Genomic DNA, 24,954 nt, shown 5'->3' with positions numbered 1-24,954 from the left:
GCTACTTCGGGAGATCAATAATGAACGAAGAAATGACTATCGAAAGTATATTCATGCTCGCGGCCAAACGAAGCCTCAAACCTCGGGCCTGGACGTGGAAACCCTTACAAACCTATAACGGCTTTACCCATGATCAAAGAGTTTTGAAATGGCAAGCAATTTATCTTGGAATTCAGCTTGGCCTGATTACTCCAGCAGAGGACTATAATTGCGATATCTGCGGGACAAGCCCCAACCACGCAACAATCTCCTTCCACTCGGAAGATTACTCTAGCATGACAGGGCACTTCCCATTGTGTCAAAGTTGCCATACTCGAATCCATAGACGCTTCACCAACCCAATACCATGGGGGGAAATACTAGATAAATACGGAGATGGTTCAAAATGGTTCGAACGTCTTAAGTGAATACAATCAGCGTTTGTAGAAAGTATGCGACGGAGTTATGGTTTTGTTCACGAGATTGATTTTATATGCCGTATTTTTCGTATAGGAATAATCAATAATAGCTCAAAACATCAATAGTATAGGGCCATTAATTCATATTATGTATGTGACTTTGGTTCTCGTTTTGAGTATGTGAACTAATAACTTTCAAAAACTCCTGAAGTTTTTTACATTATATTTTGGAGGCATAACACTACTTGCAGTGCTGATAATAAATCGACTTTGACAAAACCCAGAAATCCCTGAATTCCAAATGAAAACGACATGATAATTTCATCCCGGATTATCGTGAACCACTCATATATTGATTTTAAGTCGCTTTCAGCATTCCACTCCAAGAATCTCAACTCAATATTTTTTCAATCATTTGCAATACTAAGTCGATTCTGATATTTTCCGTAAAATTAAACTGGTCTCACTGATTTAATGAGGAGTTAACATGAGAACAAGAATTGGTGATGTCGAAACGAAATATAGTGTTCGTGGTATTCCTTCTTATCAAATTGAGCTCTGGCATGATGGGCTCAAAAAGCATCGCTTAATCAAAGGTGGTGATTCTACTATTATCCGCCGCAAGGCCGACTTACAGTCTAATGAATGGGATGAGAAATGGAATCAGATGCAAACAAAGGAGACAACTAGACTTAGCAGAGAAACAAAAAAACAAACAGGTGTAAGACTTACAGAGGAAGCGCAGAAGGAACTTGATCGTCTCAGTAACATCTTATTGCACACGCTGGATATCAACGATGCCATAAATTGGGAAGCATTAAAGGATTCAACTCAATACCCAGAGCCAAAACCGAAGAGAATTACACAAGAGGTCAAGCCTACTAAAAGAAAAGCTACAGAGGAGCCAAAAAGAAATCAGCAAAAATATCAGCCCAAATTTGGCATCCTTGATAAGATATTTGCTTCACGGCGTGAGAAGATTGAAAATGCATGTAACAACCTTTTTATATCAGATCACGAAGCTTGGAAGCAGGAAATTTTAAACATTGAAATTGATCATGCTGCAGCAGTAAAAGACTATGAAGAGGCTTTACAGATGGAAGAACGTGCTTATCAAAGAGAGCTTCGAAAGTGGGAAGGTTTGAATACGGATTATATAAAGAAGCAGATATCGGCAAATGCAGTAATTGACAAAATGCGAGAAGACTACGTTAGCGGTATACCAGAAATAATTATTGAATATTGTGATATGGTATTATCAGCATCTGATTATCCCGATTATTTTCCTAAAGAGTTTGCCATTGATTATAACAATGAAACTAAAATACTACTGGTTGATTATACAATGCCAGCTCCAGAACATATTCCGACACTGAAAGAAGTGAAATATATTCAAGCTAGAGACGAACTTGTTGAGCAACATCTTTCGCAAACGCAACTTTTAAAGTTATATGACGATATTCTGTATAATATCGTACTCCGCACAGTACATGAGCTGTTTGAATCTGATGTTATTAACGCAATAGATACTGTAGTCTTTAATGGTTGGGTAAAATCTCTTGATCGTAGCACAGGAAAAGATATCAACCCTTGTGTTATGTCGTTGCAAGTTAGACGAAATGAGTTTTTAGCGATTAACCTGGCAAATGTTGATCCAAAGGCGTGTTTCAAAAGTTTGAAGGGCGTTGGGAGTTCAAAGCTTCACAGTTTAGCTGCAGTGCCGCCGATAATGCAAATGAGGCGAGAGGACGGGCGATTCGTTTCAGCATATGAGGTCGCAAATACACTTGATCCCTCAATAAATCTTGCTGCCATGGACTGGGAAGATTTTGAGCACCTAATACGAGAAATATTTGAAAAAGAGTTCTCTGTTAATGGCGGTGAAGTTAAAGTTACACAGGCAAGTCGCGACGGAGGAGTGGACGCAGTAGCTTTTGATCCAGATCCAATCCGAGGTGGCAAAATCGTCATTCAAGCAAAACGATATACGAACACTGTTGGCGTTGGAGCCGTCAGGGACCTATATGGTACCGTAATGAACGAAGGCGCAAACAAGGGGATTTTAGTTACCACTTCAGACTACGGTCCTGATTCTTATGAATTTGCCAAAGGCAAACCAATGATTCTTCTAAACGGTGCTAATCTTTTGCATATGCTGGAGAAGCATGGACACAAAGCAAAGATTGACATTCCTGAAGCACGGAAATTAGCCATGTCGCAAGCTGCACTGTGACCCGAAATTATAATGAATACTACAGGAATCTTGGCGTTAACCTAATCAGTCAGCATCGGGTATATGGAGGTATCCTAAAAACTGACTTGTATACCTTGCCCTTATTGCACCTTAAATTAACTGTATTGGAAGTTTGCAGAGTCAGAACTTTACGGTATATTTTACGGTATGATTATTTCTCATCATAAATATATTGCAGTAACAACAAATGCTTAAACTGACTATTCGGCCGACTACCTCGCCACTAAATCAAGGGGTTACGGCTACTGGCTGTAGCCCTTTTTTCCTTTTTTCATTCAGATCCTTCTCGTTACTTGATGCACTCGACATGGCATTGCCTGAGTTTTCCTGATTGCACTCTGTTGTGTACTCAGTTGAGTAAGATTGCTCCCTGGGAGCAGTGGGGTAGTGTGGTTTACCCCGCTTGAAGGCGGCTATGCGTGCTAAAAAAAGCAGTAATTTCAACTATTAATAACATTTATTTTCAATTGAGCGATTAAGGCACAATCGATGCTTATTGTAGAAAGCCAGAATAACTAACGAAGTCACTAACTCGCAAAGGCTGCATCATGAAAACAATCGGATTACCCAAGAAGCAAGGACTATATGATCCCCAGTTCGAGCATGACGCATGCGGCGTCGGTTTCGTCACCAATATCAAGGGGAAGAAGTCACACGAGATCGTCCAGCAGGCCATCACTGTCCTGGCCAACCTGGACCACCGTGGTGCGGTCGGTAGCGAACATAATACCGGCGACGGTGCTGGCATTCTCATCCAGATGCCCGACGCCTTCTTTCGCTCCGTCTGCCCTCAACAGGGTATCGAACTCCCGCCGGTCGGCGACTACGGCGTTGCCATGCTCTTCACTTCGCCGGAAGCCACCGAGCGGAGCGCCGCCAAGCATATCTTCAACCGGATCATTACCGAGGAGGGGCTGACCGTCCTTGGCTGGCGCGAGGTGCCAACCGACAATTCCCTGCTGGGCGATACGGCCAAGGCGGGCGAGCCACTGGTACGGCAGATTTTCTTCAAACGCGATGCCTCGTGCGCCGATGAAGACGCATTCAACCGCAAGCTCTACGTTGTGAATCAGCGGGCTATCCATGAAATCCGCGACAAGGGGGTCGATCCCCACTGGTACATCTCCAGTATGTCGACCCGGACCCTGGTCTACAAGGGGATGCTGATGCCCGCCCAGCTGGACCAGTACTATCCCGACCTGCGCGACCCGGCCATGGAGACGGCCATCGCCGTAGTGCATTCCCGCTTCTCCACCAACACCTTTCCCAGTTGGGACCGGGCTCACCCCTACCATTTTCTGGCCCACAATGGCGAGATCAACACCCTGCGAGGGAATGTGAACTGGATGCATGCCCGCCAGTCCATGTTCAACTCGGAACTGTTCGGCGACGACATCAAGAAACTGTTGCCGGTGATCAATACCAATGGTTCCGACTCCGCCATGTTCGATAACTGCCTCGAATTGCTGGTGCTGTCAGGTCGCTCGCTCCCCCATGCAGTGATGATGATGGTACCTGAGCCGTGGGAGAACCACGAGAACATGAGCAGGGAGAAGCGGGCTTTCTACGAGTACCACGCCTGTCTGATGGAGCCGTGGGACGGCCCGGCGGCCCTCACCTTCACTGATGGCCGGATCATCGGTGCCGTGCTTGACCGGAACGGTCTGCGCCCCTGTCGTTACTACTTAACCGACGACGACCTGGTGATCATGGCGTCCGAGGCCGGGGTCCTGCAGATACCGCCTGAGAAGGTTATCAAGAAAGGACGGTTGCAACCGGGCAAGATGTTCCTGGTAGATACGGTGCAGGGGCGGATCATCTCCGACGAGGAGATCAAGCAGGATCTCGCCACTGCCAAGCCTTACGGTGACTGGGTCAAGGTAAACCACCAGTTGCTGGCGGACCTGCCCAAGTCTTCCAAGGTGCAACCTCTTGAGCATTCCCCACTGTTGCAACGACAAAAGGCATTTGGCTACACCTTTGAGGACCAGCAGACGATCCTCGGCCCGATGGCTACCGATGGCATCCAGCCGCTCGGCTCCATGGGGACCGATACTCCGCTGGCGGTGCTGTCGGAGAAGCCTCAGCTGCTGTACAACTATTTCAAGCAGCTTTTTGCCCAGGTGACCAATCCTCCTATTGACCCGATTCGCGAGGAGATTATTACCGCCACTTCGGTTCGGATCGGCTCCGAATCAAACCTGCTCAAGCCGTCGCCGACCAGCGCCCGCGTGATCAGGCTGGAGCAGCCGATCCTCACCAATGACGATTTGGACAAGCTGCGTAACTTGAGTCGGGCCGGGTTCAAGACCACGACCCTGTCTCTGCTCTTCAAGGCAGCCGATGGTGCTGCGGGAATGGAGCAGGCCTTGGAAAGCCTGTTCAGTACCGCCATTCGCTTTATTGAGTCCGGCACTACCATCCTGATCCTGTCGGATCGGGGGGGCAATGAAGAGTATGCTGCCATCCCGGCCCTGCTGGCCGTGGCCGGCCTGCATCATTACCTGATCCGCACCGCCACCAGAACCCATGTATCGCTGATCCTGGAGTCGGGTGAGCCTCGCGAGGTGCATCACTTCGCGGTCCTGCTCGGGTACGGTGTTACCGCCATCAACCCTTATCTGGCCTTCGAGTCCATCGACGACATGATCCAGCAGGGGATGTTGCCTGGTCTTGACTTCAAGACCGGAGTGAAGAATTTCATCAAGGCCTCGGTCAAGGGGATCGTCAAAACCATGGCCAAGATGGGGATCTCTACCATCCAGAGCTATCGGGGCGCCCAGATTTGCGAGGCGGTCGGCCTGCACCAGTCGGTCATAGACAAATATTTCACCTGGACCCCGTCCCGCATCGGCGGCATCGACCTGAACGGCATTGCCGAAGAGCTGCTGCAGCGTCACCGCAAGGCCTACCCGCAGCGGGTGGCAGTGGAGCCGACCCTTGATCCGGGCGGGCAGTACCAGTGGCGCAAGGACGGGGAGGAGCACCTCTTCAACCCTCTGACCATCCAGTCGTTGCAGAAGGCGACCCGTACTGGCGACTACCAGGAGTTCAAGGTTTTCTCCAGCTTGATCGACGACCAGAACGAGCGGCTCTACACCCTGCGGGGCCTGCTGGACTTCAACACCGAAATCCGGGTGCCGGTATCGATCGACGAAGTGGAGCCGGTAGAAGAGATCATGAAGCGCTTCAAGACCGGCGCCATGTCCTACGGCTCCATCAGCCAGGAAGCCCACGAAGCACTGGCCATCGCCATGAACCGGATCGGCGGCCGTTCCAATACCGGAGAAGGTGGCGAGGACCCGGTACGTTTCACCTGGACCAATGAGCAAGGGGACTCCAAGAACAGCGCCATCAAACAGGTTGCATCCGGCCGGTTCGGCGTCACCAGCAACTACCTGACCAATGCCGCGGAACTGCAGATCAAGATGGCCCAGGGGGCCAAGCCGGGCGAAGGTGGCGAACTGCCGGGCCACAAGGTCTACCCGTGGGTGGCCAAGACCCGGCATACCACGCCGGGCGTCGGTCTGGTATCGCCGCCGCCGCATCACGACATCTACTCCATCGAGGATCTGGCGGAACTGATTCACGACTTGAAGAACGCCAACCGCCGTGCCCGGATCAGCGTCAAGCTTGTTTCCGAGGTAGGGGTCGGCACCATTGCGGCCGGGGTGGCCAAAGCCCATGCCGACGTGGTGCTGATCAGCGGTTACGACGGCGGCACCGGTGCTTCGCCGCTCTCCAGCATCAAGCACGCCGGCCTGCCGTGGGAGCTCGGCCTGGCGGAAACCCACCAGACCCTGGTACTGAATAACCTGCGCAGCCGGATCATCGTCGAGGTGGACGGCCAACTCAAGACCGGCCGGGACGTGGCCATCGCCGCTCTGCTAGGGGCAGAGGAATTCGGCTTTGCCACCGCACCGTTGGTGACCCTCGGTTGCACCATGATGCGGGTCTGCCACAGCAACACCTGTCCCACCGGCGTTGCCACCCAGGACCCGGTCCTGCGGGCCAAATTCGCCGGCAAGCCGGAGTACGTAGTCAACTACATGCGCTTTGTGGCCCAGGAAGTCCGGGAGATCATGGCCGAACTCGGCTTCCGGACCTTCAACGAAATGGTCGGCCGGGCCAACCGCCTGGAGCCGAAGCGGGCCGTCGCCCACTGGAAAGCCCGTGGTTTGGACTTCAGCAACATCCTTTACCAGCCGGAAATGGGGATCAATGGGAGCCGCTACTGTACTGAAACCCAGGACCATGGCCTGGACAAGTCTCTTGACATTACCCGGCTGCTGGCAATTTGCCAGCCGGCCATCGAGAAGGGTGAAAAGGTCACAGCCGAACTGCCTATTACCAACATCGATCGGGTGGTCGGGACCATCGTCGGCAACGAGATCACCCGCGCCTTTGGCGCAGACGGGTTGCCCGACGACACTATCAGGCTCAAGTTTACCGGTTCAGCCGGTCAAAGCTTCGGTGCCTTCGTCCCCAAAGGAATGACGCTGGAACTGGCCGGCGATGCCAATGATTATGTGGGTAAAGGGCTCTCCGGCGGGACCATCGTCATCTATCCGCCTGTCGGGTCGAAATTCAAGGCGGAAGAAAATATTATCGTCGGCAACGTGGCTTTCTACGGTGCGACCAGCGGCACCGCTTACATCAGCGGAATTGCCGGAGAACGGTTCTGCGTACGCAATTCCGGGGTCAATGCGGTGGTTGAAGGGGTCGGCGACCATGGCTGCGAGTACATGACCGGCGGCACCGTGGTGGTGTTGGGGGAAACCGGCCGCAACTTCGCTGCCGGCATGAGCGGCGGCATTGCTTATGTACTTGACAATGACGGGCAGTTCCGGACCCATTGCAACACTGAGATGGTGGCCTTGGAGCACCTTGATGACAAGGACCTGGCAACCCTCAAGGCTATGATCGAGCAGCATGCCCAGCTGACTGACAGTGCCCGGGCAACGATCATCCTGCTCAACTGGCGGACCTATGCCCATAAATTTGTCAAGGTCATGCCGATGGATTACAAGCGGGTCCTCCAGTCCCTGGAGCGGGCGGAAGCCGCGGGACTCTCCGGAGACGAGGCACTGGCGGCGGCATTCGAGGAAAATGCCGCTCAAGCAGGTCATTAATCGAGAGTTACTTTTTTAGATAGGATAGAGCTATGGGAAAACCAACCGGATTCATGGAATACAATCGCGAGCTACCGGCTGATCGCGAGCCGCTGGAGCGACTTAAAGACTGGAATGAGTTTCATCTGCATCTCCCGGAGCAGGCGCTTCGCACCCAGGGGGCCCGCTGCATGGATTGCGGCATTCCGTTCTGCCATACCGGCATGCTGGTGAGCGGCATGGCCTGCGGTTGTCCGATCAACAACCTGATCCCTGACTGGAACGATCTGGTCTACCGCGGTCTCTGGCGCCAGGCGCTGGACCGGTTGCATCGGACCAACAACTTTCCGGAGTTCACCGGCCGGGTCTGTCCGGCCCCGTGCGAGGGGTCATGCACCCTTGGCGCCACAGAACCTGCGGTCACCATCAAGAACATCGAGGTCAGCATCGTTGACCGCGCCTGGCAGGAAGGGTGGATCACCCCTTGCCCACCGCAAAACCGGACCGGCAAGAAGGTGGCAGTGGTCGGCTCCGGGCCGGCCGGTCTCTCGGCCGCCGCCCAGCTGAACAAGGCTGGACACCAGGTGACGGTATTCGAGCGGGCCGACCTCCCTGGCGGACTCTTGATGTACGGCATCCCCAACATGAAGCTGGACAAGCGGGACGTAGTGCTGCGCCGGATTCAACTGCTGGAGGCCGAGCAGATCACCTTTGTCTGCAACACGAACATCGGCAGCGCCGACTATCCTGTCGAGAAACTCCGTAGTGAATTCGATGCCGTTGTCCTTGCTACTGGCGCCACCCTCCCCCGCGACCTCCCCATCGAGGGGCGCTCGCTCAAAGGGATCCACTTTGCCATGGATTTCCTTACCGCCAATACCAAGGCGCTCCTCAATGAAGGAGCAGACTATATTTCAGCCGCGGGTAAGGATGTGATCATTATCGGCGGCGGCGATACCGGCACCGACTGCGTCGGAACCTCCCTGCGCCATGGCTGTAACTCGGTGGTGCAGCTTGAGATCATGCCCCGCTTCCCCGACAGCCGCGCCGATGACAATCCCTGGCCCGAGTGGCCCAAGACCCACAAGGTCGATTACGGCCAGGAAGAGGCTGCCGCTAAATTCGGTGCTGACCCGCGGGTGTTCCAGACCACGGCGACCAGATTCGAAGGCGATGCGGACGGCAACGTCACTGCCATTCATACCGTTCAGGTTCAGTGGGAGAAAAATGCCCAGGGGCAGTTTGCGCCCATTCCGGTACCCGGGACTGAGCAGGTTCGGCCGGCCAGCCTGGTGCTGTTGGCCATGGGCTTTCTGGGACCAGAGCAGGAACTCCCAGGTGCGCTCGGTCTTGAACGGGACGGCCGGAGCAATATCAAGGCGGACTATGGCCGCTATGCCACCAGCGTCGAGGGTGTTTTTGCCGCCGGCGACTGCCGCCGCGGGCAGAGTCTCGTGGTCTGGGCCTTCAACGAGGGGCGGGGCGCGGCGCGAGAGTGCGACCGCTACCTGATGGGGACAACGGAACTGCCCTGAACGTAGCAGAATATCGAAGGGCCGGCTTCAGACCGGCCCTTCTTTCGTTTAGTTTACGCAAACATGCTTTTGCTTCTCGGCTTGATCAGTCATCCCCCTCATCGCCTGCCATAGTATCGATATGCCCTCTTTCTGCCATTGTTTTATGGGCTCCGAGCCAGACACTCACGACCAAACCGGCAGAAATGAGCATGGTCAGCAGCATGCCGAATTTCAATCCGTAAAATTCCCAGCCGATGCTTGTCATGATCATTACCTCCTTTTCAGCTACTTCTTTCTGATAACATTATATCACTGAATATTCAGAAAAGTGTATGTGCTTTAGACAATGCCGCCGCAGAGATAATCATGGCAAAATGATGACAATATCTTGGAAATCCTTGACAAATCAGAGTGTCACGGTATTTTAAAAGGCACTAATCGCTTGATGTATACAATATGATTCGAGGCGGCGCTATGGCAAAGACCGATAAACGATGCAACATAAAGCTCTTATCCTGTAAAGGAATGATCAGCGCATTGTCGTTGCTCGCACTGGCCCTGCCTGCGGATGCGGCCAGGAAACCGGCGCATCTTGAAGCTGAACTGGCTTTGGCCACCACCAGGGAAGACTTGCAACTCTTCTGGGATGAAAAAGACCTGATCGTGGAATCCGCCACCCGCACCGACAAGCCGCTCTCCCAGACTGCGGAGAACATGGTGGTGATCACCGCTGAAGAGATCGAGAAGATGAACGCCCACTCGGTGGATGAGGTACTGAGCCGGGTGCCGGGGGTGTTCGTCGATTTCGGCCAGCCAGATTTCGTTACTACTTCCGGACTCTATATCCAGGGATCCAAATCGACCCAGGTGGCGGTCAAGATCGACGGTGTGCCGCTTAACCTCCTCTCCGGCGACATCGCAATGACATTTGAGGTGCCGCTGCAGATCATCGAGCGGATCGAGATCGTCAAAGGGGCCGCCTCCTCGGCCTGGGGTTCGGCGCTCGGCGGGGTGATCAACATCATTACCAAGGAGACCGGCGATACCGTCCTGCCACGAGGCGGTCTGTACGGCTCTATCGGCGAGGCCAAATCGCTGGATTATGGCGGTGAACTGTCGGGCAAGGCCGGGCCGGTGGGGTACTATCTGCATGCCGGTCGCCAGGAGTCGCAGGGGTTGCGCGTTAACCATCTCCTTAAAAACACCCTGTTCGGCAAGCTGACTGCTACCCCGACCAGCGACTTGACCCTGACCGTCAGCTCCGGTTTCATGGACCCGGACATCAGCTATGCCCCGCCGAAGGCGTTCAAGTTTGGCGAAAACCTGAAAGGGCGTCTTGACTCCAGCATTTTTTTCATTAACAGCGTGGCGGCTTACCGCTTCAGCGATGAACTGAGCCTGCATGTCAACCTTCATTCTATAAGGCTGGCAAATGACTCCACCTCGACCATGATCCAGTCGAACCGGCTGTATAACGGCAACAGGTCAGCTGACAAGACCATAGGCGGCGACATCCGCCTGACCTACAGCAGCGGCATCCACAACGCGGTGCTCGGGGGAGAGGCGAGCAACGGCGATACAGAAGTCACCACCCAATTCGGCCCGATCCTGTCGGCGGCGCTCGGCCTTCCAGCCAACAGCACGGTTTACCCGGATATCACCCGCTCGGCAGTCTATGCCAACGACACCGTGACCATTGGCCCGGTAAGCGTTACCCCCGGCATTCGCTATGACCACAACGATATTGCCGGTGGTTTTGTCTCGCCGAGCCTGGGGTTCGCCTGGAAAGTGGCTGACCGCACCGTGGCCAGGGCCTCGGTGGCTAGGGGGTTCACAACCCCAGTGCTGACACAGATGCAGGGGGGCGGGCCGATGCTCACCCCCAATCCGGATCTCAAGCCGGAGCAGGTATGGTCATACCAGGCCGGTATCGAGACCGGTGCCCTTGATTACCTGAACCTCTCAGCCACCTATTTTCGGCACGACGTGAAGGACGAACTGACCCAAACTGTTCTGTCGCCCATTATGGTTTACACCGTGAATGGTGGTAAAGTCACCCGGCAAGGGTACGAACTGGGGGCTGAGACTGTTCCGTTTTATTATTTGTCGCTGAAAGCGGCATTTAGCTATGTACGGATCAGCCCGGATTCCGATCTTTCGGGGCAGGATAATTACGTGACCCAGTTGCGGCTCCGCTACGATGACCGGAAATCGCTGAATATCGATCTCTACGGCCAGCAGACCTGGTGGAACCTGGTTAACTCGCAACCGGCGCAAGGAGCTAAATACAACAACTTCATCTGGGACCTGACCGCCACCAAGCGGTTCCAGCTTACCGATACCACGACAGCGGAGATTTTCGGCACTGTCCACAACATGTTCAGCGGCTCGTCGTACACCTATTATTTGTATGAGAATCCCCAGCGCTGGGTTGAAGGCGGGGTACGGTTCAAATTCTGATCCCGATTGTCGCCCTCGGTGCAGGCCATCTTTTAAGAAAGCCCCTCTCTGTGCGCTCCCCGGCCGATGAGGCATGGAACCGGTGGGTGCCCTTTCATGTAAATCGCCTTGACATTTCGCGCTGTTACGCGTATTGGTGGTCGCAGTTGCGAAGCTAATGAGAATGGAATCCCTGGAATAATGAACTGCTCAACTCCCCGAATTTTTCGTCTTGTTTTTGCTTTGTTGTTTGCCGCTATCATCTCCGGTAATGCCAGTGCCGCCGAGGTGGTGCTGGTTGGGGATACTCAGCTGAAGCCGGCGCTGGATATTATTGCCGGGGTCAAAAAAACTCTTTCTGCCTCACTGCGGGTCTATTCGCCGGCAGAGGTCAAAGGCCGGCTCAAGAGCATCGTGGAACGGGAAGAGGCCAAGGTTGTCATTGCGCTCGGCAAGGAGCCGCTTAGCGAAGCAATGACGCTGCCGCCTTCTATTCCGGTCATCTTCGACCTTGTGGTCACTCCGCCGGCGGTGAATCGCCCCAATACAACCGGATTTTACCTGGCTACCCCGGTGCGACCATATGCCGAGCTACTGAGAAACCATCTGCAGACCATCAAGCGGATCGCCGTGGTCGGGAGCCGTGAGCAGCTGAGTATCCTGGCCCGCGAGCGGATTCCACTCTTTGAGTCCTATAGCGTAAGAACCCCCTACGAACTGGTCAACACCGTGCGTCAGTTGGATGAGGCGGATGCGATCCTGCTGCTCCCCGACGCCTCGTTGCTGACCACTGCGGCCATGGATGAGGCGTATCTCCTTTCGTTCCGCCGCGGGATTCCGCTGCTGGGGATTTCAGAAAAGCATGTCAAGCAGGGGGCGCTTCTGGCCCTGGTTGTCGATATGATAGGCGTGGGCAAAACCATCGGCGAATACGCCACCAAGGCGTTGCATGGGGTCAACATCGGCCAGTTTGCCCCAGCGCCGGGTAAACGGTTCGAGCTGTACCTGAATACCGATACCGCCCGACGCATGAAGATCACCCTCCCCGAACAGATGGTGAAGACCGCCAAAAGGACCTTCCCATGAGGATGTCCTTCAGAACGAAGGCACTCCTGTTTGTAATCCCTGTGCTGGTGCTGATCTCCCTCAGCTACACCTACGAGTCGCTTCGCATCGAAAAACGGATCATCAGAAGCGAAATCCTCAAGCGAGCTGAAACCATAACCACTCTTGCCACGAAAACCGGCGAACTGCCGCTTCTCTCGCTCAACCAGGAGCAGATAGCCAACGCGGTTGCCTTTCTTAAAGCCAATTCCGAAGTATCTTCAGTAACTTTTTACGATGCCAATCACCAGGTTCTGCTGCACGACGGGGCACCGGCAGCGACCAAGGCGCCGGAGGTCAGTCATAATGCCCCGGTCTCCATGGTGGAGGGAGACGATTATTTCCTGTTCTTTGCGCCGATCAATGCGGTCAAGGCCAAGGACGAACTGGCTTTTATCGGCAGCGGCGAAATGTCGGAAAAGGTGCTGCAGAATATCGGCTGGATCAGGCTCGGCTTCTCAAAAAAGTCAATGCGTCAGACCGAGCAGAAACTGGTTGTTCAAGGGTTGGGGCTGGCGGCGTTCTTTACGTTGTTGGGCTCGATCCTGGTCTATGTGTTGATAAGCATGGCTACCCGACCTTTGGCGCGAATCGTGGCCGTTGCCAATGATATTGCCCGCGGCGACCTGAGCCGTAATATCGAAATCGAACGGACCGATGAGCTGGGCGCCCTGGCGTTGGCTTTTTTCAGCATGAAGAATACAATTCGCCAGGTGCTCCGGGAAACCGAGACCATTATCAGCGGAGTGCAGGCCGGAAATCTGGCAGTACGGAGCAGTGCGGAGCAGTTCCAGGGGGAATGGCGTGACCTGATCGAAGGGGTCAATCACCTTACCGACGCCTTTTCAACGGCCAATACCGAGCTGCAAGCGACCAATGTGGAGTTGAAACTGGCCAAGGAGCAGGCCGAGGCTGCCAACCGCGCCAAGAGTGATTTTCTCTCCAGCATGAGCCATGAACTACGGACGCCGCTCAATGCCATCCTGGGGTATGCCCAGATCCTCAAGCGCCAGAAAAATATGACAGAGCCCCAGCGGCAGCAGCTGGAAATCATGCATAGCAGCGGCGAGCATTTGCTGACGCTGATCAACGACATCCTGGATGTGGGGAAGATCGAAGCGGACAAGATGGAGATTGAGGCCGTCACCTTTGATTTGCCGGCTTTATTGAGACAGGTCTTTAACCTAACCAAGCTTAATGCCGAAGAGAAAGAACTGGGGTTCGATTATCTGGCCGACACGCCGCTGCCCTCTTATGTGCGGGGAGATGAGCGCAAACTCCGGCAGATCCTGCTCAACCTGCTTTCCAATGCGGTAAAGTATACGAACCGCGGCAATGTCAAAATGCGTGTCAGTTATGACATCGCTGGCGAAGGGGTGTTTCGCTGCGAAATAGAGGATACCGGGATCGGTATCCCTCCTGATAAGCTGGAAGCGGTTTTCGAGCCGTTCTACCAGTTGCCGGCAGATCGGAAAATCCGCGAAGGGACCGGCCTGGGGCTGAACATTACCAAACGCCTGCTGGCGCTGATGCATGGCCGAATCACTGTGGAGAGCGAGCCGGGCCGCGGCAGCAATTTCTGCATCGAGGTGGAATTGCCGTCGATCATGGATGATGATGCGCCATTGGCAGCTGCAGAGTTGCATGTCACCGGCTATCGGGGCGATCCGAAGCATATTCTGGTCGTTGATGACAATATCGGCAATGCTGCACTATTCGTTTCGCTGTTGGAGCCGCTTGGCTTCGAAATTGATACGGCCAGGAACGGTCTGGAGGCGTTACAGCGGGTTGAGGAGCGTCGGCCGGATCTGGTGCTGATTGATCTGGTGATGCCGGAAATGGATGGCCTGGAAGCGGTCACCGCAATGAGGCGAAAACCAGAGCTGGCTGCCACCAAGATAATCGGAGCCTCGGCAACGGTGACAGAGAGTGTTGACAAGGAAGAGTTTGTGGCGGTGTGCGACGCCTTCGTGGTGAAACCGGTCCGCATTGACCTCTTGTTAGAGAAGATCGGCGACTTGCTCGGGATCGAGTGGCAAACAGAGAAGCCTGAATGGCTGAGGGCCAGCGTCAGGGATGCTGACAAGGATGATGCTCCCTTTGCAGTTCCTTCGCCTCAGGAGCTGGAAAATCTGCATGATCTGGCTCTGAGGGGCGATATGTCCCGGATTGTTGAATGGGCCGTTGAGCTGGAACGGAAAAATGCCGCTTATGCATCTTTTGCTGCCAAGTTGCGGGAGTTGGCGGGAGGATTCAGGTCAAAAGCGATCCTGGCGCTGGTAGAACAGTATCGAGGTGGTGAATCATGATAAATGGTAAAGAGAAACAGGTCATCCTGACGGTTGATGACGATCCCAACAATCTGGCCGTTGTTATGGATTGCCTGACTGAGTGCAATTACACCATCCTCGTTGCCGAGGATGGTGAGAGCGCTATTGCCCGGGCTGACTATGCCAAGCCGGACCTGATTCTGCTCGATGTCATGATGCCTGGCATCGACGGCTTTGAGACCTGCCGCAGGTTGAAGGCCCAGAGAAGCACGCGGGAGATCCCGGTGATCTTCATGACTGCTTTGGCGGAAACCGGGCATAAGGTCAAAGGCCTTGAGGCAGGGGGTGTCGATTACATTACCAAGCCTTTTCATCGCGAAGAGCTGCTGGCCCGAATTGCTGTGCATCTTCAGCTCAGAGAGCTGACCTCCCGGCTGAGTGAAGCAAACGAAACCCTGGAGAAAAAGGTTTACGAGCGGACCCTTGACCTGGCCATAGCCAATAGTGAGCTGGAACAGGAAATTGCCGACCGTCAAGCTGCCCAGGAACAGCTTCAGGAAAAGGCTGCCGCGCTCGAAGAAAAGATTGCGGAGCTGCAGCAGACCCAGTTGGCGCTAGGCAAAAGCGAAAGAAAATTTCGTGCAGTATTCAACCAGACCTTTGAGTTGATGGGACTGCTGGCTCCTGAGGGGTCGTTGCTGGAGGCCAATCATACCGCACTGGCTTTTTGCGGTGCCGACGAGGCAGAAGTCATTGGCAAACCTTTCTGGGAGACTCCGTTGTGGTCTTACTCCGAGGAACAGCGGGCAAAAGTTCGCAATGCCGTGGCAGAGGCCGCTGCCGGCGAGATTATGCGTTTCGAGGCCGAGTATCGGGATGCGGCCGGCAAGATCAGTTTCATCGACTTTTCTCTGAAGCCGCTGATGAACGATGACGGTCAGCTCCTGATGTTGATCGCCGAAGGGCGCGACATCACCTCCAACAAAAAACTTGAAAATGAACTGCGCCAGGCACAGAAGATGGAAGCGATCGGCACCCTGGCGGCTGGTATCGCTTACGACTTCAATAATATCCTTACCTCCATTGTCGGCAATACTGAAATGGCCCTAGATCAAATGCCGGTCGATGACCCGGCGCGGCGCAATATCGAACGGGTGCGGCAATCAGGTTTCCGTGCCACTGATCTGGTCAAACAGATTTTGACCTTCAGCAGGCAGGCGGAGCAGGAGCGCAAACCGGTACTGTTGGCAGAAACCATCAAGGAAGTTTTCAACCTGTTGCGCTCGACTTTGCCGTCTACTATCGACATCCGCACTACCAGCGAAATCGACCCGCTGGATAGCATGGTGTTGGCTGATTCGACCCAATTGCATCAGGTGATGATGAACCTCTGCACCAACGCTGCCCATGCGATGCGCGCCGAGGGGGGCGTGTTGGCAATCGGCCTGGATGAGACAATGGTGGATGCCTCGCTGGCCTCCCGCTATCCAGACCTGAAGCCGGGACCGCATCTTGTCCTGACGGTGAGCGACACCGGCCAAGGGATGGACTCCTCGACCGTCGCCCGGATCTTTGACCCGTACTTCACGACGAAGAAACCGGGCGAAGGCACCGGCCTTGGACTTTCGGTAACACTGGGTATCGTCCAGGGCCATGGGGGGGCAATTTCCGTCTACAGTGAGCCGGGTCACGGGGCCCGATTTAAGATATATCTCCCAAAGGCCAAGGAGAAGACGGAACAGGTGGTTGTCGAGACAGCGACCTCGCTGCCCACAGGGGATGAACGGATCCTTTTCGTTGACGATGAACAGCTCCTTGCCGACATGGCTAAGGAGATGCTGCAACCCCTTGGCTATCAGGTCGCCGCTGGAACCAACAGCATTGAAACCCTGGAGTGCTTCAAAGCGCAACCTTTGGCGTACGATCTGGTGATCACTGATATGACCATGCCGGGTCTGACCGGTCGGGAGTTGGCCAGGGAGCTTTTAGCTGTTCGTCCGGATATTCCGATCATCATGTGTTCGGGTTTTACCGAGTTTGTCAATGCGGAAGAGGCAAGAGAAGCCGGGATCCGTGAGTTTATCATGAAACCTTATACTACCGGGAGCCTTGCCAAAACCGTACGCAGGGCCTTGGATGGCGACAGTTGAAAGAGTGATTGCTAACGTCAATCCAGAAAAACCAATATTTGCAGTGCCTGAGCGCCCCGGAACCACGGGGCGTTTTTTTGTGCATGCTTGACTGATGCGCCCATTTCCGGCATCAGCTTCACCTCTGTCGGATTGCCCTTGACATAACCCTTATCGGAGAGAAACTTTAGCTGATTGTTCAACTTTCATTTATCGGATCGCCATGTTCACCGGATTAAAAAATCTCAGGCTGAGCGTCAAAATCGCCATGCTTGGCGCCGGCAGTGTTCTTGTCACTGCTACCGCCCTGGTCCTGTTGGCATTGTGGCAAAGCAATCAATATAACTCGCTGGCACAATCCGAAGTGGACAAGCTGATCACCTCAGATTTCAATCATGTCACCGAAGGGGTGTACAACCTCGTCAGAACCCAGCATGAAGCCGCCCTGGAGCGCTTGAATAGGCCGCTCAAGGTAAGCGATGAACAGGCAATAGCCGCCCATGTTCGCCGACGGATACTGAGTATTAAGTTGGGGAAGACCGGCTATGTCTATCTACTGAAAGGCAAGGGCTCGAACCGGGGGAGCTATGTCATCTCCCAGAAAGGCGAACGCGACGGGGAAAACATCTGGGAGACCAAGGACTCTGACGGCCGACCGGTTATCAAGAGCATTATCGCCAAGGCGATTGCCTTAAAGCCGGAAGAGTTTGCCTCTGAGCGCTACCGCTGGCAGAATCCTGGAGAGCTGCAACCGCGATGGAAAATAGCACAGCTCGCCTATTACGAGCCTCTCGACTGGGTAATCGGCTCAAGTGCTTACGAAGACGAACTGCAGACGTACAAGGAGGTGCTGAACCAAGGCCAGAACCGATTGATGAAAACGTTGGGGATTGCCGGAGCAATCATCTCCTTGTTAATTGGCCTGCTCGGCGTTGCCCTCGCGTTGACCATCGCCCGTCCGATAAAGCAGTTGAAGCGAGGCGTTGAGACCATAATCGACGGCAACCTTGACCAGGTATTGGCGGTAAACGCAACTGACGAAATCGGTTCCCTGACCCAATTATTCAACATCATGACCGCTAGGCTCAAGGAGACCCACGAAGAGATCCGGCAGATGGTCGCAGGGGTTGTCGAGAGTGAAGAACTGCTGCGGCTGGCCGAGGAGATCTCCCATGTCGGATCCTGGTCGCACGACCTCGCAACCGACAAACTTTCCTGGTCTGACGAGGTGTTCCGCATTGTCGGCCTTGAGCCGCAATCGATCGAGCCGACTTATGATGCTTTTCTCGCCATGGTTCACCCGGAAGACCGGGCGCTGGTCAAATCGGCATATTTAGAATCGGTTGCTGCCGGCAACAGCAGTTATGAGATCGAGCACCGGATCATCCGGGAGAAATCAGGGGAGGTCCGGGTGGTGCTGGAGCGCTGTTTCCATGTCTGCGACAGCGCTGGGCAAATCATCAAGTCCACCGGCATGGTGCACGACATTACCGAGCGCAAGCAGGTTGAGGCGGCGCTTGAGCGACGGATTATGTCGCTGACCAGGCCTCTGGACGAAAACTGGAGCATTGATTTTGAAGACCTGTTCAATCTGAGCGATATCCAGAGGTTGCAGGATGAATTTGCCAAGGCTACCGGGGTAGCTTCGATAATCACCTATCCGGACGGCACTCCGATTACGCAACCGAGCGGTTTCTGCCGACTGTGCATCGACATTATTCGTCAAACAGAGAAGGGGCTGGCAAACTGCTATAAATCCGACGCAATGCTGGGGCGCCTTTCTCACAATGGCCCGGCAATCCAGCCATGCATGAGTGGCGGCCTGTGGGACGCCGGCGCCGGTATTTCGGTCGGCGGTCGGCATATCGCCAACTGGCTCATCGGCCAGGTGCGCGACGAAACGCAGACCGAGGAGCGGATGCGTGAGTATGCCCGAGAGATCGGCGCCGACGAACAGGAGTTGATCGCAGCGTTTCGCGAAGTCCCTGCCATGTCGCAGCAACAGTTCGAGGCTGTTGCCGGTGCCCTTTTCACCCTGGCCAATCAGCTCTCCACAACAGCTTATCAGAATGTGCAGCAGGCGCGGTTCATCGCCGAGCGCAAGCAGATGGAAACGGAACTGCATCTCCTGAATTCGGAGCTGGAGCAGCGGGTAGCGGTGAGAACCGCTGAACTTGAGCGGATGAACATTGAACTTGAGAGCTTCTGTTACTCGATTTCCCATGAGATTCGGGCGCCTATTGCCAGGTTGGCCGGGTTCAGCAGTACCATAAAAGAGATTGCCGATAACCCGGACCCCGAGCTGCTTGTTTACTGCGCCGAGCGGATTGAAACAGCCAGCAACCGCCTTCGTACGGTCATCGACAGCTTGTTGACCCTCAATCGCCTGTCTCGTGCCGAGATCACGCTAATGCCGGTCAATCTCTCCGAGATAGCAGTGCAGGTAATGAACGAACTGCTTGAGGACAGTAGCCGGCGCAGCATTGAGCAAAACATCTGCCAGGGGATTGTTGTCCTCGGAGACCCAGATATGCTGGAAATCTGCATGAGGAATCTCTTGGGCAATGCCATCAAATACACGGAAAAGACACAAAAGGCTGTTGTCGAATTCGGGCAGGCCGGCACAGGCACAGAGCATGTCTATTTCGTCAGGGACAATGGGGCAGGGTTTGACATGGAGGGGAGTAAAAACCTGTTCGTCCCTTTCTGCCGCCTTCACTCAGTAGAGGAGTTCGAAGGGATCGGTATCGGTCTGGCAACAGTGCAGCGGATTATTGAAAAACATGGCGGGAAAATCTGGGCAGAGGCGACGCCCGACAAGGGGGCGACCTTTTTCTTCACCCTCAAATCCTGACATGCCAGGAGTGGCTATCGGTAGCTTTTCCTCCGGAAAAGACCGGTCTTGATCGAAGCGATACGATCGAGAAACAGAACCCCGTCCAGGTGGTCCATTTCATGCTGCAGGGCAACCGCCTCGAATCCGGTTGCCTCCAGCTCACATGCGATACCTTGCTCGTTGAGGTAACGGATGACAACCCTGGTCGATCGGGCCACATCACCGGTATAGTCCGGCACGCTCATGCACCCTTCCCGCATAAACGCTTCCCCGTCGCGCTCAACAATCTCCGGGTTGATCAGGGCCAGCAGGCCATGGTTGTTCTCTTTGCCGAGCTTGCTGTTGGAGACATCCACCACGCAGACCCGCAGGGAAACCCCGATCTGCGGGGCAGCAACCCCGACTGAGCCGGGGCCTTCGCGCATGGTGTCGATCAGGTCCTCCAACAGCCCCTTGATTTCGTCATCAACGGTCTCCACGGCGCGAGCCATCTTCTTCAGGATCGGATGGGGGTATAGCAGTATCTTCTGGCTGGGCATGTGATCAGAGGGCGACCGGCGTGATGCTACGCACGGTAATCTCCACCTTCAACTCCTTCCGCAGATTTTCCAGCAGGCCGGATACCGTGTCGATGGTAACCCCGTCCGGCAGGGTAGCCTCCAGCATCAGCACATAGACCGGTTCTTCGACCGTGCCGATCAGCTTGGTATTCAGGTCGGCGATGTTGACCCGATGATCGGCCAGCACCCTGGTGACCCGGTAGACGATCCCGGGCTGATCAGAGCCGTACACCGAAATCAGGCACAACTCCCCCTCCTCCTTGATCGGGCAGATCTCTGCCTCCGAGAGGGTGCGGACATAGGTGACCAGGCCGGTCCGCTCATGCAGCTCCTTGAATTCGTCAACCAGTTTTGCCTTGGTGAACGGCTTTTCGTGGGAAACAATCAGGATCATGGCAAAATCGCCGCCGAGCATGGTGCAGCTCGAATCCTCGATGTTGCAGCCCAGGCGAAACAGCACTTCGGTAACATCGGCCACAATCCCGGGCCGATCCTTGCTGATAATGGTCACGGCGAAATGAACCAGGTTTTCCTTGCGACAATGGGTCATAAGCGTTACTCCCTCTGGAACTACAGCTTGTTGATAAACACTTCCCGCGGCTTACTGGTGCCGTCGGAGGGGCCGACGATCCCTTCCTGTTCCATCTTCTCGATGATTCTCGCCGCCCGGTTGTAGCCGATCCGCAGGCGGCGCTGGATCATGGAGATTGAGGCTTGCTTGGCCTCGGCCACCAGGGCTACGGCGTCGTCGTAGCGTTCGTCGAGCTCTTCATCGTCACTGCTGCTCTTGTCGTCACCGACTTTCACTTCGAGGATTCGTTTATCGTAAATCGGTTTCCCCTGCTTCTTGAGGAAATCGACTACCCGCTGCACTTCGGCATCGGAGACAAAGGCGCCGTGGCTCCGTTGCAGCTTGGAGGTGCCTGGCGGCAGGAACAGCATGTCGCCCGCTCCAAGGAGCGATTCCGCGCCGTTGCAGTCGAGGATGGTGCGCGAGTCAATCTTGCTCGATACCTGGAATGAGACCCTGGCCGGGAAGTTGGCTTTGATCAGGCCGGTGATGACATCCACCGACGGTCGCTGGGTGGCAAGAATCAGGTGGATGCCGGCGGCGCGGGCCATCTGGGCCAGCCGTGCAATCGACTCTTCGATCTCCCGGCCGGCCACCATCATCAGGTCGGCCAGTTCGTCGACAATGACGACAATGTACGGCAGGTGACCGTGCTCCAGCTCTTCTTCCTTGTCGAGAAAGGCCTGGATGGCGGCATCATCGGTCTCCGGTTCCACGACCTCGTCAACAACGACGATATCCTGGGCCTTGAGCTCTTCGATCTCTTTTTCCTGCTTTTCCAGGGTCTTGTTGTAGGAGTCGATATTCCGGACCCCTTTGTCGGCCATGAGGCGATAACGCCGCCCCATCTCCTCCACTGCCCAGCGGAGCGAGATGGACGCCTTCTTCGGGTTGGTCACTACCGGCAGCAGCAGATGGGGGATGCCGTCATAGACCGAAAGCTCCAGCATCTTGGGATCGACCATGATGATCCGGACATCCTTCGGCGTGTAGGTGTAGAGGAGCGACAGGATCATGGTGTTGATCGAGACCGATTTGCCGGAACCGGTGGCGCCGGCCACCAGCAGGTGCGGCATCTTGGCCAGGTCGGTCACCAGTGGCAGACCGGCGATATCTTTTCCCAGAGCCAGCGGCAGCTTGTATTTCCCCTTCTGGAAATCCTCGCTGGTGAAGATTTCCTTGAGCGCCACCATCTCCCGGTCGCGGTTGGGCAGCTCGATGCCGACCACCCCTTTGCCCGGAATCGGCGCGACGATCCGGATGGAGAGCGCCTGGAGCGCCATGGAGAGGTCATCGGCCAGCCCGGCGATCTTGCTGACCTTGATCCCCGGTCCCGGAGCGAATTCGTACATGGTGACCACCGGGCCGGGACAGATCTCCACCACTTCACCATCCACGCCGAAATCGCGGAGTTTTTTCTCCAGCAACCGGGCGTTCATGGTAAGCACTTCCTTGTCCACCTTGCGGTTGCTCGCCTGCGGAGCATCAAGCAGCGACAGCGGCGGGGTACGGAAACCATCCTCGCTCTTGGCGAATTCGAACAGCTCCTGCTGGGGTTTTAGCTTGTCGGACTCCTGTTTTTCCTTCTTTACCGATTTCGGCGGCACCGGGATGTTTACCTGAACCGGCTTGATCACCGGTTCGGGCTTGTCGGGATCCTTGGCCCTGGTATCTTTCATGATCTCCCGGTTCAGGGCCTTTTTCTCGCGGTACCGTGCCCAGCGATCTCCCATGGCATTGATCCACCAGTCAGCGAACAGGACAAAAGAGAAGCGCGACATGATAGTGATCGAAGCGGCCAGAACCGGCAGCAGCAACAGCAGCGCCCCGGCAACCCCCAGCAGCCCCTTGAGCATGGCGGCGGTTTTGTAACCAATGGCCCCGCCGGTCGGAACGCGCTGGCCGAACAGGGTGGTAAATTCGATATTGAAGGCGAACAGGGCCGACACCGAAACCATCAGGCCAAAGAAGGCAATGACCTTGTACACCGTTATCTTAAGCTCTTTGAAGCGGAGCAGGCGGTATGCGGTATAGAGCATGGCGCCGGCAATGATATAGCCGGCCACGCCAAAGAACTGGAGCAGCAGGTCAGCCACCTGGGCCCCCAACCTGCCGCCGAAGTTATGGACACCGCTTTCGGTGGAGAAGGTATTGAAGGAAAGGTCGTCGGCGTTGAACGAAATCAGTGCCACCAGTACAAACAGACCAGCGGCGCCAAGCAGCATCCCTTTGATCTCGCTGGTCAGCTTATCCTTTTTCGGGGCTTGGTCGTCCATGAAAGTCCTATAAATAAGGTGTTGAGAGTTGTGTCGACAATCTGAGAATTAGTACCACAAAAGAAAGGCGCGCACAATCATCTCCGCTCCTGCATCTTTTCACGCAATGCCGCGCGGAACATCTCGGCAGCCGGCGATAGAGAGCGCCCCCGACGCCAGACCAGGGAAAAACTCCGCTTAAGATCGATATTATCGACATCCACGGCTGCCAGTTCACCATTGGCCAGTTCCCCGGCTACGGCGAACTCTGAGAGAAAGGCCGGGCCGCATCCGGCCAGAACCGCCTGTTTGACTGCTTCGCTGCTTGAAAAAACCGCGCCGATTTTAAGTTCCTTTTCACTCACTCCGGCACTGCGCAACAGAGCGGCAACCGCTCGGCCGGTTCCTGAGCCCTGTTCCCTGGCTACCAGAAACTCTGATTTCAGCTCGGCAAGAGCAATCCGGCGTTGCTCACCCCAATGGTGGCCTTGTTTTACGACCAAGCGCATGGTGTCGCTGCCTACTACTTCTGACTCGAAGAACCGGTCATCGGGAACAATACCGACAATCGCCAGCTCCACTGATTCCTCTTTGAGTAATAGCAGTGCTTCGTTGCTGTCGCGAATCTCGGCGCAGACCGTTATTCCCGGAGCCTGCTTACGCAAAGCGACGACGACTTCAGGGAGCAGATAGGTGCCGGGGATGCTGCTGCCGGCAACCCGCAGTTCAACATGCTCTCCCCTGCGGAACCGGCGCATCGCCTGTTCGGTATTCCTGAGGGCTGCCAGCACCTGCTTGGCGCTTATCAGCAGTGTCTTGCCCGCCTCAGTCGGCACTGCGCCCCGGCCGGTTCGATCGAGCAACTTGACCCCGGCTGACAGTTCCAGTGCGGCAATATGCTGGCTGGCCGTGGACTGCGTAATGCAGGTCGCCTCCGCCCCCTTGGAAAAGCTGCCACTTTCGGCAATGGCCACCAAAACCTCAAGCTGCTTGATGTTCATATGCCATCCTATTCCCGGATCTCCTGCCCGGGGCTGACGAATGAAATCCCCTGGCCGCTGGTGGCGCCGATCATCACGCACTCGATCACCGGCGCATTGATGACCTTATCAGCAGTCCATCTGACGATGAAATTGGCCCCGAAACCGCCGCTGGTGTCCTTTTCCTCGACGTACACATGGGTTGTTCCCAACGGACCGAGGGTTAGCGGCCGGTCGAGGTGCCTCCTGACAAGCCTGCCGTCATTGTCGTAATAATCGATTGTCGTGACGCGAAACGATGCCGTCATATCGGTATTGCGGATACTGAGCATGGCTGCCAGATGAAACGGGTTTTTCTTCGGGCCGCTGTAAACATTGGAGTAGACCGGAACGTACACGGTTTGCCCCTTGGCAAGGCGTATCTCCGTCGGCGATCCCCAACTGGGATCCGGCAGCATTGAGCCGACTAGAAGCACGAGGAGCAGGAGTAGGTGCGGGGTGTTTCTGGCGATCATGGCGAACTCCTTGGT

At 55.1% G+C, this 24,954-nt stretch carries 15 protein-coding genes; 9 read left to right on the top strand and 6 right to left on the bottom strand.

What is annotated here, in order from left to right; translation table 11 throughout:
* Nucleotides 1-20 precede the first annotated feature (20 nt).
* From KI809_RS07795 to KI809_RS07780, 4 genes are all read left to right on the top strand, one after another.
* The gene (locus KI809_RS07795; protein ID WP_214170968.1) at nucleotides 21-407 is read left to right on the top strand and encodes a hypothetical protein; all 387 of its coding nucleotides are present in this window, start codon (nucleotides 21-23) and stop codon (nucleotides 405-407) included.
* A gap of 478 nt (nucleotides 408-885) precedes the next feature.
* The gene (locus KI809_RS07790) at nucleotides 886-2,631 is read left to right on the top strand and encodes a restriction endonuclease (RefSeq protein ID WP_214170967.1); all 1,746 of its coding nucleotides are present in this window, start codon (nucleotides 886-888) and stop codon (nucleotides 2,629-2,631) included.
* Between the two features lie 569 nt (nucleotides 2,632-3,200).
* Complete coding sequence (gene gltB, locus KI809_RS07785) at nucleotides 3,201-7,784, top strand: glutamate synthase large subunit (protein ID WP_214170966.1); 4,584 nt, start codon at nucleotides 3,201-3,203, stop codon at nucleotides 7,782-7,784.
* 32 nt (nucleotides 7,785-7,816) lie between these two features.
* Entirely contained in the window at nucleotides 7,817-9,298 is a 1,482-nt protein-coding gene (locus tag KI809_RS07780) for a glutamate synthase subunit beta (protein WP_214170965.1), read from the top strand.
* Between the two features lie 85 nt (nucleotides 9,299-9,383).
* On the opposite strand, the gene KI809_RS07775 is transcribed toward KI809_RS07780, so the two are convergent.
* A complete protein-coding gene (locus tag KI809_RS07775) occupies nucleotides 9,384-9,545 on the bottom strand; it encodes a hypothetical protein (RefSeq protein WP_214170964.1) in 162 nt (53 codons plus the stop codon).
* Nucleotides 9,546-9,754: 209 nt separating this feature from the next.
* On the opposite strand from KI809_RS07775, the gene KI809_RS07770 reads away from it, so the two are divergent.
* The 5 genes from KI809_RS07770 to KI809_RS07750 all read left to right on the top strand — a co-directional run bounded on the left by KI809_RS07770 (nucleotide 9,755) and on the right by KI809_RS07750 (nucleotide 20,076).
* Complete coding sequence (locus tag KI809_RS07770) at nucleotides 9,755-11,740, top strand: TonB-dependent receptor plug domain-containing protein (protein WP_214170963.1); 1,986 nt, start codon at nucleotides 9,755-9,757, stop codon at nucleotides 11,738-11,740.
* 180 nt (nucleotides 11,741-11,920) lie between these two features.
* Nucleotides 11,921-12,805, top strand: coding sequence for an ABC transporter substrate-binding protein (locus KI809_RS07765; protein WP_214170962.1), 885 nt, complete (start codon nucleotides 11,921-11,923; stop codon nucleotides 12,803-12,805).
* Nucleotides 12,802-15,132: an ATP-binding protein gene (locus KI809_RS07760; protein WP_214170961.1), complete on the top strand. Its 2,331-nt coding sequence runs from the start codon at nucleotides 12,802-12,804 to the stop codon at nucleotides 15,130-15,132. Before KI809_RS07765 ends, KI809_RS07760 begins: the two co-directional genes overlap by 4 nt.
* The gene (locus KI809_RS07755) at nucleotides 15,129-17,243 is read left to right on the top strand and encodes an ATP-binding response regulator (protein ID WP_214170960.1); all 2,115 of its coding nucleotides are present in this window, start codon (nucleotides 15,129-15,131) and stop codon (nucleotides 17,241-17,243) included. Before KI809_RS07760 ends, KI809_RS07755 begins: the two co-directional genes overlap by 4 nt.
* Nucleotides 17,244-17,445: 202 nt before the next feature.
* Complete coding sequence (locus tag KI809_RS07750) at nucleotides 17,446-20,076, top strand: PocR ligand-binding domain-containing protein (protein ID WP_214170959.1); 2,631 nt, start codon at nucleotides 17,446-17,448, stop codon at nucleotides 20,074-20,076.
* A gap of 14 nt (nucleotides 20,077-20,090) precedes the next feature.
* Here the strand turns inward: KI809_RS07750 and def are convergent, their stop codons facing one another.
* The 5 genes from def to KI809_RS07725 all read right to left on the bottom strand — a co-directional run bounded on the left by def (nucleotide 20,091) and on the right by KI809_RS07725 (nucleotide 24,939).
* Nucleotides 20,091-20,597: a peptide deformylase gene (gene def / locus KI809_RS07745; protein ID WP_214170958.1), complete on the bottom strand. Its 507-nt coding sequence runs from the start codon at nucleotides 20,595-20,597 to the stop codon at nucleotides 20,091-20,093.
* A gap of 4 nt (nucleotides 20,598-20,601) precedes the next feature.
* Nucleotides 20,602-21,168, bottom strand: coding sequence for a glycine cleavage system transcriptional repressor (locus KI809_RS07740; RefSeq protein ID WP_214170957.1), 567 nt, complete (start codon nucleotides 21,166-21,168; stop codon nucleotides 20,602-20,604).
* A 20-nt stretch (nucleotides 21,169-21,188) separates the two neighbouring features.
* Nucleotides 21,189-23,465 (bottom strand): DNA translocase FtsK, encoded by a 2,277-nt coding sequence (locus KI809_RS07735; RefSeq protein ID WP_214170956.1) that lies wholly within the window; start codon nucleotides 23,463-23,465, stop codon nucleotides 21,189-21,191.
* 77 nt (nucleotides 23,466-23,542) lie between these two features.
* A complete protein-coding gene (locus KI809_RS07730) occupies nucleotides 23,543-24,445 on the bottom strand; it encodes a LysR family transcriptional regulator (protein WP_214170955.1) in 903 nt (300 codons plus the stop codon).
* Between the two features lie 8 nt (nucleotides 24,446-24,453).
* Nucleotides 24,454-24,939 carry a DUF3124 domain-containing protein gene (locus KI809_RS07725; RefSeq protein ID WP_214170954.1) on the bottom strand — a complete coding sequence of 162 codons (486 nt, stop codon included), beginning with the start codon at nucleotides 24,937-24,939 and terminating at the stop codon, nucleotides 24,454-24,456.
* Nucleotides 24,940-24,954 lie beyond the last annotated feature (15 nt).

The organism is Geoanaerobacter pelophilus (assembly GCF_018476885.1).
In the GTDB taxonomy this organism is placed as follows: domain Bacteria; phylum Desulfobacterota; class Desulfuromonadia; order Geobacterales; family DSM-12255; genus Geoanaerobacter; species Geoanaerobacter pelophilus.
Note: the sequence above shows the minus strand (reverse complement) of the source record. Positions and strands in the feature narration are given on the sequence as shown.

Excerpts from the sequence above, each read along its gene's own strand:
- KI809_RS07795 (WP_214170968.1), top strand. The coding sequence starts at position 21 with ATGAACGAAGAAATGACTATCGAAAGTATATTCATGCTCGCGGCCAAA.
- KI809_RS07790 (WP_214170967.1), top strand. The coding sequence starts at position 886 with ATGAGAACAAGAATTGGTGATGTCGAAACGAAATATAGTGTTCGTGGT.
- gltB (WP_214170966.1), top strand. The coding sequence starts at position 3,201 with ATGAAAACAATCGGATTACCCAAGAAGCAAGGACTATATGATCCCCAG.
- KI809_RS07780 (WP_214170965.1), top strand. The coding sequence starts at position 7,817 with ATGGGAAAACCAACCGGATTCATGGAATACAATCGCGAGCTACCGGCT.
- KI809_RS07775 (WP_214170964.1), bottom strand. The coding sequence starts at position 9,545 with ATGACAAGCATCGGCTGGGAATTTTACGGATTGAAATTCGGCATGCTG.
- KI809_RS07770 (WP_214170963.1), top strand. The coding sequence starts at position 9,755 with ATGGCAAAGACCGATAAACGATGCAACATAAAGCTCTTATCCTGTAAA.
- KI809_RS07765 (WP_214170962.1), top strand. The coding sequence starts at position 11,921 with ATGAACTGCTCAACTCCCCGAATTTTTCGTCTTGTTTTTGCTTTGTTG.
- KI809_RS07760 (WP_214170961.1), top strand. The coding sequence starts at position 12,802 with ATGAGGATGTCCTTCAGAACGAAGGCACTCCTGTTTGTAATCCCTGTG.
- KI809_RS07755 (WP_214170960.1), top strand. The coding sequence starts at position 15,129 with ATGATAAATGGTAAAGAGAAACAGGTCATCCTGACGGTTGATGACGAT.
- KI809_RS07750 (WP_214170959.1), top strand. The coding sequence starts at position 17,446 with ATGTTCACCGGATTAAAAAATCTCAGGCTGAGCGTCAAAATCGCCATG.
- def (WP_214170958.1), bottom strand. The coding sequence starts at position 20,597 with ATGCCCAGCCAGAAGATACTGCTATACCCCCATCCGATCCTGAAGAAG.
- KI809_RS07740 (WP_214170957.1), bottom strand. The coding sequence starts at position 21,168 with ATGACCCATTGTCGCAAGGAAAACCTGGTTCATTTCGCCGTGACCATT.
- KI809_RS07735 (WP_214170956.1), bottom strand. The coding sequence starts at position 23,465 with ATGGACGACCAAGCCCCGAAAAAGGATAAGCTGACCAGCGAGATCAAA.
- KI809_RS07730 (WP_214170955.1), bottom strand. The coding sequence starts at position 24,445 with ATGAACATCAAGCAGCTTGAGGTTTTGGTGGCCATTGCCGAAAGTGGC.
- KI809_RS07725 (WP_214170954.1), bottom strand. The coding sequence starts at position 24,939 with ATGATCGCCAGAAACACCCCGCACCTACTCCTGCTCCTCGTGCTTCTA.